General features: G+C 51.5%; 9 protein-coding genes. 7 read left to right on the plus strand and 2 right to left on the minus strand.

Annotated features, from left to right (window positions below):
• Positions 1–19 precede the first annotated feature (19 nt).
• Together NST96_RS04410 and NST96_RS04415 are read left to right on the plus strand one after the other, a co-directional pair.
• Positions 20–712, plus strand: a complete 693-nt coding sequence (locus NST96_RS04410; RefSeq protein ID WP_342405645.1) for an ABC transporter ATP-binding protein — start codon at positions 20–22, stop codon at positions 710–712.
• Positions 709–4,911 carry an FtsX-like permease family protein gene (locus NST96_RS04415; RefSeq protein ID WP_342405646.1) on the plus strand — a complete coding sequence of 1,401 codons (4,203 nt, stop codon included), beginning with the start codon at positions 709–711 and terminating at the stop codon, positions 4,909–4,911. The genes NST96_RS04410 and NST96_RS04415 overlap by 4 nt, the downstream gene beginning before the upstream one ends.
• Before the next feature lie 205 nt (positions 4,912–5,116).
• Here the strand turns inward: NST96_RS04415 and NST96_RS04420 are convergent, their stop codons facing one another.
• Both NST96_RS04420 and NST96_RS04425 read right to left on the minus strand, forming a co-directional pair.
• Positions 5,117–5,623 carry a hypothetical protein gene (locus tag NST96_RS04420; protein WP_024984810.1) on the minus strand — a complete coding sequence of 169 codons (507 nt, stop codon included), beginning with the start codon at positions 5,621–5,623 and terminating at the stop codon, positions 5,117–5,119.
• A gap of 63 nt (positions 5,624–5,686) precedes the next feature.
• Positions 5,687–6,871 carry a hypothetical protein gene (locus NST96_RS04425; RefSeq protein ID WP_227278014.1) on the minus strand — a complete coding sequence of 395 codons (1,185 nt, stop codon included), beginning with the start codon at positions 6,869–6,871 and terminating at the stop codon, positions 5,687–5,689.
• A 337-nt stretch (positions 6,872–7,208) separates the two neighbouring features.
• Here NST96_RS04425 and NST96_RS04430 point away from each other — a divergent pair, with 337 nt between their 5' ends.
• From NST96_RS04430 to NST96_RS04450, 5 genes are all read left to right on the plus strand, one after another.
• The gene (locus tag NST96_RS04430) at positions 7,209–7,721 is read left to right on the plus strand and encodes a sigma-70 family RNA polymerase sigma factor (protein ID WP_003389478.1); all 513 of its coding nucleotides are present in this window, start codon (positions 7,209–7,211) and stop codon (positions 7,719–7,721) included.
• A gap of 103 nt (positions 7,722–7,824) precedes the next feature.
• On the plus strand, positions 7,825–8,523 hold the full coding sequence (locus NST96_RS04435; RefSeq protein WP_024984812.1) for a response regulator transcription factor: 699 nt from the start codon (positions 7,825–7,827) through the stop codon (positions 8,521–8,523).
• Positions 8,520–9,536: a sensor histidine kinase gene (locus tag NST96_RS04440; RefSeq protein ID WP_342405647.1), complete on the plus strand. Its 1,017-nt coding sequence runs from the start codon at positions 8,520–8,522 to the stop codon at positions 9,534–9,536. Before NST96_RS04435 ends, NST96_RS04440 begins: the two co-directional genes overlap by 4 nt.
• Positions 9,537–9,633: 97 nt before the next feature.
• On the plus strand, positions 9,634–10,404 hold the full coding sequence (locus NST96_RS04445; RefSeq protein ID WP_003389475.1) for an ABC transporter ATP-binding protein: 771 nt from the start codon (positions 9,634–9,636) through the stop codon (positions 10,402–10,404).
• Positions 10,379–12,274: an ABC transporter permease gene (locus tag NST96_RS04450; RefSeq protein ID WP_342405648.1), complete on the plus strand. Its 1,896-nt coding sequence runs from the start codon at positions 10,379–10,381 to the stop codon at positions 12,272–12,274. Before NST96_RS04445 ends, NST96_RS04450 begins: the two co-directional genes overlap by 26 nt.
• Positions 12,275–12,286: the final 12 nt, after the last annotated feature.

A 12,286-nucleotide genomic window follows, 5' to 3' on the forward strand; every position in this document is an offset into this window, starting at 1 on the left:
AGCAGAGGAGTGTGACGCCATGACTATGACTATCCAAATCAAAAACCTTGCCAAAACCTACAGTGGTGACGGAGTAGCAACCACCGCGCTCCACGATGTAAATCTTACCCTGCATCATAAAGAGTTTACGGCCATCGTCGGTCCGTCAGGCTCTGGAAAATCCACCTTGCTGCAATTGATCGGAACTCTTGACGTCCCTTCTGCAGGGACCATTACCTACGACGATGTAGATGTCAGCAAGCTGAGAGGAAAAGCGCTGGCCGACTTCCGTTTTGCCCAGATCGGCTTTATATTCCAACACTTTCATCTGCTCCCGACGCTTACGGCTTTGGAGAATGTCATGTCCCCCTTGTTTCCGCGAAAAGTCGGCTACGACAAAAAGGGCAGGGCACAGGAGCTGCTTGATTGGGTGGGCCTATCGCATAAACAGAATGCCTTGCCCTCTCAATTGTCCGGTGGCGAGCAGCAGCGTGTGGCAATCGCCCGTGCTCTGGTCAATCGGCCGAAATGGCTGCTGGCCGACGAACCGACAGGCAATCTCGATTCGAACAACGGGGAGATGGTCTTTCAACTGTTGCGAAAATATCAGCAGGAGCATGGAAGCGGGATTGTCTTTGTCACCCATGACGAGCATTTGGCTGGCCGGACCGACCGGAGGATCGAAATGCGGGATGGCAGCATGATAGCCGACACGATGAGGGTGAGCTCATGATTCGTTATATATGGAAAAACTGGTGGCGCCACCCGGAGCGCTTTCTTTTGCTGCTCGTCGGCATGCTCATCATCAGCTCGACGCTCAGCTATTTTGTGGGTGTCACCGAGAGCAGCAACGGGACAACCCAGGAAATTTTGCAAAAGCGCTGGAAGGCCGCGTACCATATCGTGGTTCGGCCGGAAGGAACACGCAGCGTGACGGAACAGGACCAGCTGCTGGAGCCGAATTATTTGAACGGGTTGTACGGGGGGATCAGTCTCGACGACTACGCCTGGATCAAGAGTTTGCCGGATGTGGAGGTTGCCGCTCCGCTTGCGCCGATTGGCTATTCGGGGACCACATTTACGTATGGAAAAGTAATTGAAAAGCCAAAAGAGCCGGGGATTTATCGCCACGTTATGGTAACCTACAGTAACGACGGAGTGCATGTCATTCCTTCAGTTGAACGTACCCGATATTATACAAATGGACTTTGGAGTATGCCCGGTGACGAAGAAGAAACACGCCGACTTTATGGTGTAGAGTCATGGATCCTCGATCTCTGGGGATTTTTCAATCAACTTCTGGTGGGCATTGATCCCGTGGAAGAAGCGCGTTTGGTCGGATTAGACCAGGCTGTCATGCCAATCGGGGAAAGCCGCTATTTCACAGAGAAAGACAAAGCGGAGACGGACGATGCCGGGGAAGGGCAGAAGGTGACCAAGCTCCCTATTTTGATGAGCAACCGGATAGACGCCGATTTCAGTTTTGTGAGCAGATATGAACGATTGAAGCTGCCGTTTTCCACCAGGGAAGAGGCCGACCAGACCATGAAGGAGGTCGCGAGCAAGGGCGGCGCGTCGTATCTGGATCAGTTAGAGACGGAAGGAGAGCCGATCGAATACGCCTTCGGTTCCAAAGAAGCCCATGCACTGCTGTTCGCAAGTCTTTCGGGAGTTGACAGCCAAACGGGAAAACCGTTTCTCCGCTATCAAAATAACAATCGCTGGGCCTACATGAGCAACACGCTAAATGATAAGCCGGGCCCGCTTGCATTTGAAAAGACAGCCAGTCCCTATCCGGAGCGCTGGAACTACGCTTATGGCGTAAAAGCTGTCAAGCCGGAGATTCCCAAGGACATACAAGAGTTTTACGGGTACATGCCGGACGATTTCCGCTATTCCTTTCGCCCTTTCCGGTTCGTGGACAATTGGAACTGGAGCCACCTGATCGAGCCGTATTGGGTAGGCTTTTACGACCCGGAGAAGCTGGCCATTTCCAAAGATCCGATTGACGAGCTGCCGATGGAAACGTATCGGCCTGCGGAGGCTCGCCTGGTCCTGGACAAAGACGGAAGGCCGGTGAATCCGCCTGTTTCCGTTCGTCCTTCGCTCAACCCGTTTGGTTTGCTCACCAATCCGCCCCTGATGCTCACGACCATTGATGCAGCGGCACAGCTGATGGGAGACAAGCCGATCGCATCGATTCGGATCAAGGTAAAGGGAGTGGAGGGTGTCAGCGAAGCCAGCCAGCAAAAGCTGGAGGAAGTGGCCAGGGAGATTGAGCAGCGAACCGGGCTGATCGCCGACATTACGCTTGGTTCCTCGCCGCAGCCTGTCCTTGTGCATGTTCCCGCCAACGGCAGCTATCCGGCAATGGGCTGGATCGAGCAATTTTTTGTGAAGCTGGGCAGCGTGTTTACGCTCTTTCGCGAGGTTTCGCTTGGCTTCTCCGGCATCATGGGCATTGTCATGCTGATGGCTGTCACCTACGTTTTCGCGACCAACCTGGTGACGCTGTACGCCCGTACCAACGAATTCGGACTGTGGCTGGCAGTCGGGTGGCGTCCCGGGCACGTGGCAGGAATCCTGTTTCTGGAGGCTTGCCTCTTGGGAGGCATTGTGACTCTCATCAGTTGGGCCATTGTCGGGACGATTGTTCTGCAGCAGGGAGCAAACGTTCCATTAGAGCGTGTGATCGGCATCGGTTTGTGCGGGATCGTTATTTACGTACTGGCTGCGATTCCGGCTGCTTTTTTCGTTAGCAGGGTATCCCCGTTGGTGCTCATGCGGACGGGAGAGCTAAAGCCGGGTTCACGCCGCCTGATTCGGGTGCAAAGCAGCTTCTCGCTGGCGCTTGGCCAATTGCTGCTTCGCTTTCGCCGCAGCCTCCTTTCCGTGTTTGCCATCGCGGTGCCGACCGGTCTTTTGGTGTTTTTCGGCTTCGTCACTTTCCGCCTGCAAGGGATGATGTATACGTCATGGCTCGGGCAATATGTGGCAGTGGAGATCGGGCAGGAGCATTACGTGGCGATGGTGCTCGCGCTGGTGATCGCCGTGTTGACGACAGCGGAAATCATTTGGCAGAACGTCATGGATCGAAAAGCGGAGCTGCTGCTGCTCAAAGCGATGGGCTGGCGCAATGGAGCAATATTCCGCCTGATTCTATCGGAAGGGCTGCTCTGCGGGCTATTGGCTGCTATCGGCGGGATCGGGCTGGGAGTGCTCGTGATTGCCGTACTGTACCGGCAGTTTCCGGCGGAAGACATGTGGCTCTTGCTCAGTGCCGGGCTGATTCCCGTCCTGGTAGGGGTGCTTGGAGCTATATTCCCAGCCGTCATGGCCGTGCGGTTCCGTCCGGCAGAAGGGCTGCGCGGTTCCCAGAAAAACCGCAGGCGGACAGAGCGTGTGCTGCGCGTCATGATGGCAGTGCTCCTCATCGGCAGTGTGGCCGGGGCGACGGTCAGCGCGGTTCGGCTGTGGCAAGCATCCTCGACTGAGCAAGGGGCCGCACCCGGGCAAGCACCCGGTGAACAGCCAGTGCCATCTGCAAATCCAGACCCGGCACAGGGAGGGTCCAATCAGGGGAAAGAGGGAACGGGGACGCCTCCTAAGCAGGAGAAAGCAGCTGGCGACCTGACCGGCTTTGCTCCCGAGCCCGTACCGGAGGGCAGCAAGGCCAGCTATCAACTGTCTTTCCGCATGGACAAATCAGGAAGGTTTGCGGCGAAAGCGGACATACGGGTGGAGAACCTCTCCAAAGATAACTGGGATCAGCTGGTGTTTTACTTTATCCCCAACGTTTTTACGAAACAAAACAAGCCTGAAGCGGTGAAGGGCACTACCGATGTGAGCATTGACAAGGTCGAGCTGGATCAAAAGCAGGCGGCATACCAGCTTTCCTCCGATACACTGGCGATTCCGCTGGATAAGAAAATGGCTCCGGGCGAAGTCAGGACGGTGCACGTATCGTACTCGTTTACTGTGCCGGAAGAAGGACTGCGCTTCGACAAAATGGGGCAGCGCTATTTTCTGGCCCAGGCTTATCCGATGCTCGCCACGTACCGCAATGGCTGGAACAAGCAAGAGTACCGGATCAACGGGGAGTCTTATCATACAGGCTACTCCGACTTCACCGTTTCCTACGAACTGCCGCCCGGCTATCAGTTCGTCAGCTCCTCGGACGAAGACCCGGCGGAAGCGCGGCAAAGCGGCGAGGTTGCCATTTCACGCGTCCGGGAAGCATTTGCTGCCGTGGTCAAAGATGTCACGTCCATTTCGGAAACGGTGGATGGCGTACAGATACGCGTCATCGGCGAGGAGGCAAATCGGCAGAAAATGGAGGAAGCCCTGCGGACAGCGGCGGAAGCGGTTCCGTTTTTCTCAGAGAAAATCGGCAAGTACCCGCACAAGCAGCTGGACATTCTGCTCGATGGCAGGGTGGATATGGAGTATCCCGGAGTGGTCGCGGTAGCCGCGAACAAGACCGGCTCGTCGCTGGAGCATACAGTCGTCCACGAGATCGGGCACCAGTGGTTCTACGGCATGATCGCCAATGACGCCTATCATGACAGATGGCTGGATGAAGGCTTGACCGAGCTGGCTTCCGCGATGTTTTTCCTCGACTACCGGAAGCAATCGGAGGACGAAGTGTTTGCCGCCATGAAACAGGCCGCCCGAGCTGCCGTTGATAAACCGTCAAACCTGCCGCTGGACCAATACGAGGGCGAAACCTATGCTTATTTCTACTCCGTGCCGCCCCTGCGTCTATGGGAGCTGATCTCCACCTATGGCACTGCAGAGGACGGCTGGCGTTTTCTGAAGGCCTACTGCGAGCGGTATTCCTACCAAGAGGTGGATACAAAGGAGTTTGTCCGGTTCGCCACAGCGTATTTTCCGGTGACGGAGACGTATTTTGCGGAGTGGCTCAAGCTTTGAGAAGGTTGTCTTAAGGCAATGTGAAGGAATAAAAGAAAAATATAAACACCCCCGGCAAATGTCGGGGGTAATGTTGACGTTAATACCAGTATGCTTTGCAATTGTTGGAGGTGTCTTTGGTACCAAGGGACACCTCCTTTGCTTTACATTCTGGCGTTGCTATGACAGCTCAAAAAATTGGTTGCAGGCACTAATCTGTATTGTTCTAAAAGGGTGCCTCTTCTACAACAAACCAGTTATCTTTGCCTAGTATCTGTAAAATCGGCTCAATAGACTCTTCTGTAAATTCCTCCAGATTCAACTCCTTCACTACTTCAAAGGGCTTGACATAGAATCGGCCATTCTCATCTTGAACGTATGCTAGGTATTTTCTATCTACTACCTGTTTGCCAATTTGATATTCGAAGTCATACCATCCAATCTTCTTAATCTTTTGAGTAAGAGTAGTAATTTCTGTGGCTGTTTCCAACCATTGGAGCATACTTTTTTTCTCATTTTCTTCAAACCATATCGCGGCTAATTCCGGCTGGGCTTTTATAGAGTCTGAATTGTAAATATGCTCCTGTATGGCGTGTAAGTTTGTCCCCGGAAATTGACTTGCCAAGGATTGGGCGGGTGTCTCTTGTGGGGCATTATTTGGTGTAGTTTCTTGGGAAGTGCAGCCCGATAGGAACAGTACGAATATGAAAATTAGCAAGAGCTTACTTTTCACAGATATTACCTCCCTCATATTGAAAACACCCCTCGCTTATAGCGAAGGGCATGCCTTATTAACTCAATCCCAGTCTGCTCCCCAATATGATTTGAAGAGACTCTGGAACAAATAGTTTCCTCCTTTAATATTTGGAAGTTGCTTAATATCCAGGGTATGAGGCGTGTATTTATAGAGAGCCCATGTTCCATAATTTTTAACCCAGATGTAGTTTTTATAAGTGACACCATTGGAGGTTTTGGTGCTTCCGTAATTGATGTTTTCAAACAGAACGGGGTAACTACCGCCTGGAGATTGATACCACAAATCCTTAAACAGTTTTGTTCCTTTATCGATCTGAATATCAAAACCGCTGGTTCCCTTCAAATCTCCACCATCCGTGGCACCGTACCCCATCGCGTAGTAAAAACGGCGAGACGAGTATGGTTCGCTTCCGGGCTTTGCGGAAACAAGGCTTTGCTCTTTTTGGAGGGTGACAATAACCACTTTCGGATTCATTCTGTGTGTTTGCGCAGCGTCGTAGATAGCTTTGGATGGAAGGATGGTTTTGTTGGTATTATAAACTTTTCCGTTGGAATCTTTCCTCCAAATTTGCACAGGATCCTTCAAAATGGAACCCTTCTCTTCAAAAAACGACTGAATCTCCCTTTCTGTCATAGAGTTATGGTTGATAAATTTGTCTGATGCACCTGATGAGCAGGGGCAAGAACCAGGAACTAGGTTGTTCATAAGGACTCCATTCACAAAATAATCTTCGTAGGTGGTTTTACTTTCGATATGTAAGGAGTCTTCATCGTTTGGTTTGTTTTCCAGATTGATCTGGTTGTCCAATTTTTCTTTCTCACGGTCTTCGTGATCGAGGGTTGTAAATTCCGGAAAATTATAATCGCTCTGAGAAAGACTATGAGTAAAAAGTTCCTTTCCGTTTTCATACTCGGTTATTTCGACGAAGTTGTCCCGCTTTTTGTATCTTTGTGTTCTCCCTTTGTTATCCACGGATTCAGTCATGATCCCGTTTTGATAATGATAAGTCACTTCAAGCCCATCGGCATGAAACTCTTTTTCGATTTTTCCGTCTTCATCGTAAAGCATAATATTTACGCTTTGTTTCGTTGCGAATTGTGGGAGATCCTCAAATGTTGAGGGGGTATCTTTGGCTAGAATCGGTGTACTGCTAAACAAGGAGCTTGCGGAAAGGCCCACTGCTAGTAAAGAGAGTAACGATGCTTTCAAAAAGTTATTTCTCATTAGTACCATCCTTTCAAATATTTTACAAAAATAAATTAACATATTTGCATCATAAAAGAATGTCGCTTTTTGTCATTCACACAGATTTCACGTTTGCGTTTTTAAGCTTCCTCAGCTTAACAGTGATTTCTTTAAGCCCCATGCAAGCGAGTGTCCAAGGAGAATCCCAGTTTGTGAAGTGGAATAACTCTCCGGCCTTCAACGCAGCTCCCACCTTACAAAACTGTAAGGAAGATGAAATGTAACTCGATGGTTCCAATCTCCCGGGCCTTTTACAATAAAGACAATTCATACGAACCTTCATACAGGAAAAAACGAACATACGGGAGCAAGGACCATGAATACTGTGAGAAAACTTGAGTCAACCGACCACGGGCACATATATGAAGAATATTCGGCGAAAATTTACCGCTATTTCCGCTACCGCGTCCGCAATGTTTGGGACGTGGAGGACTTGACGACGACTGTGTTTGTCAAGGTGTACTCCAAGCTCGACCAGTACGACGGACGCCATCCTTTCGGGGCATGGATTTTCCGGATCGCCCACAATACATTGATCGACTACCTTCGCAAAAAACGGGAATATCCGGCGGACCAAGAGGTGTTCTCCAGCCTGGTCACAAGCGAAAAGCTGCCGGAGGAACGGGTATTGAACCAAGAGTCTCATGAAGACCTGTGGAAAAACGTTAAGACGCTGACAGCCGACCAGCGAAATGTAATTTCACTTCGGTACCTGGCCGATTTGAGGATGAACGAAATTGCCGAGATTCTCGGAAAGACGGAAGCGTCAGTAAAAATTCTGCATTTCCGCGGGATCAAAAAGCTGCAAAAAATGATGTCTCGTGTATGAGAGAACGGGAGGCAGCATAGAAAAAACGGGATGGATCACAGGATCTGTCCCGTTTTTTTGGTATAGTAAAAAATAGAGATGACGGAAGTGAGGCGGATGATCAATGTCGACAATCATGATCGTGGAAGACGATCCGAAGATTAACCAGCTGCTTCAAGGGCAGTTGGAAAAATACGGGTACCAAACGATAAACGTGGACCATTTTGACCGGGTGATGGATGTATTTGCCCAGGGCCAGCCTGATTTGGTCCTGCTGGATGTCAATTTGCCCAAGTTTGACGGGTTTTACTGGTGCCGCCAGATTCGCCAGGTGTCGAACTGTCCGATCCTGTTCATTTCCGCGCGGGAAAGCAAGATGGATCAGGTGATGGCATTGGAGAATGGAGCGGACGACTACATTACCAAGCCGTTTGATTACGATGTCGTACTGGCGAAGATTCGCAGTCAGCTGCGGCGCGCTTACGGGATGTACGCTCCCCAGGAAACGGAGCGAACCGTTGAGGTAGCAGGCTTGCGGCTGTTTTTGGAGCGGATGGAATTGATGATGGGGGACGAAAAAGTAGAGCTGAGCAAAAAGGAAGCACTGCTTCTGGAGGCGCTGCTCAATCAATATCCCCGGGTGGTCAGCCGCGAGCGCCTGTTGGAAAAGCTGTGGGATGAGCAGTTCGTCGATGAAAATACGCTCAACGTCTACATCACGCGTGTGCGCGGCAAGCTGAAGGAGCTGGGGCTGGACGGGGCGATTGAAACTGTCCGCGGCTCCGGGTACCGCCTGAAGGTCACGTGGGAGGATGCGGAATGAAGCTGTTCTTGCGCGACCAATGGGCATTTCTGGCGATGTTTTTCATTCAGCTCTTCCTCTTGATCCTGATTTTCGGCCTGGACGGCTACTGGAATCCTTCTTTGATCAGCTATGCGATTTTCCTGTGCGTTTTTTTCGCCGGGTGCTTTTTAGTGATCCGCTATCTGGCCAACCGGTACGTATACAAGCGGCTGAGCACGCCAATTCGAAACCTCGAGGAACTGACGCTGACGCATGGCAATGCTCCGCTCGGACAGGCGATGGATCAAACGTTCCAAAACCAGTACCGGCTCTTCAAAGAGCAGCTCCATACGTATGAGACCAAGCAGCGGGACCATACGACCTTTATCCAGCAGTGGGTCCATCAGATGAAAACCCCGATTTCTGTCATTCACCTCCTGCTGCAGGACGATGACGATTCGCGGATTGAAAGCGTGCGTGAAGAAGTGGACAGGATCAAAAGGGGGCTGGAGACGGTTCTGTACAGCGCCAGGTTGGACCGTTTTGAGCAGGATTACCTGATCGAGCCGGTGTCTCTCAGAAAGCTGGCGCAAAGCGTTGTGTCGGAGAACAAGCGGCTGTTTATACGCAATCAGGTGTATCCCGAGCTGGCTGTAGCTGAACACTTGGTGGTAGAGTCGGATGAAAAATGGCTCTCCTTTGTGCTAAACCAGCTGTTGACGAATGCAGTGCGCTACTCGGACAAAAAGGGCAGCAAGGTGACGATCCGCTCGTATACCAGGGGACAGCTTGCAGTCCTGGAGGTAGAGGACAGCGGTATCGGCATTCCGCCGGAGGATATCCAGCGCGTGTATCAACCGTACTTCACCGGAGAAAACGGCCGCAAGTACGCGGAGTCGACCGGTATGGGGCTTTACTTGGTGAAGGAGATCTGCGGACGCCTTCATCATTCCGTAGAGCTGGAGTCGGAGGTTGGTGTGGGAACAAAAGTCCGCATCGTCTTTTCGGCTGTTGTGCCAACCTTACAAGAACGTAAGCTGGATGAAAGCTAATTCGATGGATGAACATGCGCGCTTTCCGTATAGTGGTAAGCAGTAAAGGATGCTACCTATCTATAAGATCAGGCATGAAATGAAAGGAGAAGCGCACATGGATATGCTGCATGTAAAGCGCCTCAGCAAAATATACGGCGGCAGGGTCACGTATCGGGCGTTGACCGACATCGACTTTACAATTAAAAAAGGGGAGTTCGTCGGCATCATGGGTCCGTCCGGAAGCGGGAAAACCACGCTTCTGAACATGATTTCGACGATTGACTCCCCGACGTCGGGCGAGGTGCTGCTCAATGGCACCAATCCGCATGAATTGAAACGGAACCAGCTCGCCTTGTTCCGCAGAAGAGAGCTGGGATTTGTCTTTCAGGACTTCAATCTGCTCGATACGCTGACAGTTGGCGAAAACATCGTGCTGCCGCTGACCCTCGACGGCAAAAGCGTCGCTGAAATGGACGAAAAGCTTCAGACCGTCGCGGAAAAGCTCGGGATCGTGGACATTCTGGAAAAGCGGACGTACGAAATATCGGGAGGCCAGCGTCAGCGGACAGCCATCGCCCGGGCGATTATTCATACGCCCTCCCTCCTGCTGGCTGACGAGCCGACCGGCAACCTAGACTCCAAAGCATCCCGCAACGTGATGGAAACATTGGAGACGATCAACAAAAACGACGGCACGACGATGATGATGGTCACGCATGACCCGCTTGCGGCCAGCTATTGCCACCGCGTCATCTTTATCAAGGACGGCCAGCTACACAACGAGATGTATCGCGGAGAAAGCAGACAGGCATTCTTCCAGAAAATCATCGATGCGCTGTCGCTTCTGGGAGGGAATACGCATGACCTTTCGTCAATTCGCGTTTAACAACGTTTCCCGGAACAAGCGAACCTATGCCGCATTTTTTCTGAGCAGTGTGTTTTCGGTGATGATTTTTTTCATCTACGCGATGTTCATCTACCATCCTGGCGTTGAAAACGGCGAGATTCACCGCTTTGTCGCCCAGGGGATGGTGGCGGCGGAGTACATCATTTTTCTGTTTGCCTTCTTCTTTCTCTTCTATTGTGTCGGAGCGTTTTTGAAAAAAAGGGAAAAAGAGTTCGGCATTTTAATGATGCACGGCATGACGCAAGGCCAGAGGAACAAGCTGATCTTCATGGAAAACATGATGATCGGATCGCTGTCCATTGTATTTGGGATCGGGCTCGGGATGGTTCTGGGGAAACTGTTTTTCCAATTTGCCGGGTTCCTGCTTGATGTAGAACCGCTGCCCTTTTATCTTCCGTTGGACGCCATGCTGCTGACCATTGTTTGCTTCTTGTGCCTGTTTGTGGCGATCTCCGTCTTTACGGTGCTGTTTTTGAAACGAAGCAACCTGCTGGAGCTTTTGCAAGGAAGCCAGCGTCCGAAGCAGGAACCAAAAGCATCGGTTTTCTTGTCTCTGCTCGCAGCTGCTCTCCTCGTGATGGCGTATGCGCTGGCGATCTGGGCCAAAGGCGCGTTTGTGATGGTCCTGATGTTTCCAGTCATCGCGCTGACGATCGCCGGGACCTATCTGCTGTTCACGCAGCTCAGTGTATTTTTGATCAGACTGATGAAGCGCAACCGACATTTTTACTGGAACAAGACCAACCTGGTCACCTTGTCTGACCTGGCTTATCGGATGAAAGACAACGCCCGCATGTTTTTCCTCGTCTGCATCGTCTCTACCGTGGCGTTTTGCGCGATCGGGACACTGGCTGCACTGGCGTCCTCGATCACGGAGACAACCGTGAGGACGAATCCGTATGCGTTTGAATATGTGACGAGCGCAGACGCGAACCAGCGGGAAGCGACGGCGGCCAGGATTGAGAACGCGCTCAAGGACGGCGGCTTCCCGTTTGAAAAATGGGAGGTAACAACGAAGTATCTGTCCTTTAACAAAGAAGAGCATCAAGGGATATCCATTGTCGGGGTCACCGAGTACAATCGCGCGGCCCGTGCCGCGGACGCGGATGAGGTGCAGGTAGGCGACGGAGAAGCTGTCTACTATCAACGCTGGCCGGGCGAGGATGTAAGCGGTGCAGAAGACGGCTCGTTGACAGTCGCCGGTCAACAATTGAAGCCCAGAGGTATCGAAGGGTTTTCGGTAATAAGATCCTTGAGCGGCAATCAGTTGGTGATTGTGGCAGACAGCGTTTATGCCCAAGCAAAAGAGAGCAATTTTGAACACAACTATTTCTACCAAGTGGACAGATGGAAAGAGACGAAAGAACTGAGTGAAAAGCTGGAAGCAGAAATTTCCGAGGAGCATGACGGGGCGTATTCCTTCGGAGCCCGCGCTCCGATCTATCAAGAGTTGAAGCAAATGGCCAACACGAGCTTGTTCATCGGATTGTTTGTCGGCGTTCTGTTTTTCGTAGCGGCAGGAAGCTTCTTGTACTTCCGTTTGTACACTGATCTGGAGAGCGACCGCAGACAATACGGCGCGATAACAAAGATTGGCCTTTCCGAGAAGGAGCTTTCCCGCATCGTGACGACGCAGATCGGGCTGCTGTTCTTCGTTCCGATCATCGTGGCCATCGTACACAGTGCCGTCGCGTTTGTCTCGCTAAACAGCCTTCTGAAGCTGATGATGATCGCGTCCGTGGTAAAGCCGACGGCGATCGTGCTGGCGAGCTTTGTTCTCGTACAATTTGTCTATTTCTGGATTATTCGCAACCGCTACTTGTTCAACCTGAAGCGGTCCATGCAGTAACGTCCAAGAGCT

The organism is Brevibacillus sp. FSL K6-2834 (genome assembly GCF_038592925.1).
GTDB classification, from domain to species: Bacteria; Bacillota; Bacilli; order Brevibacillales; family Brevibacillaceae; genus Brevibacillus; species Brevibacillus borstelensis.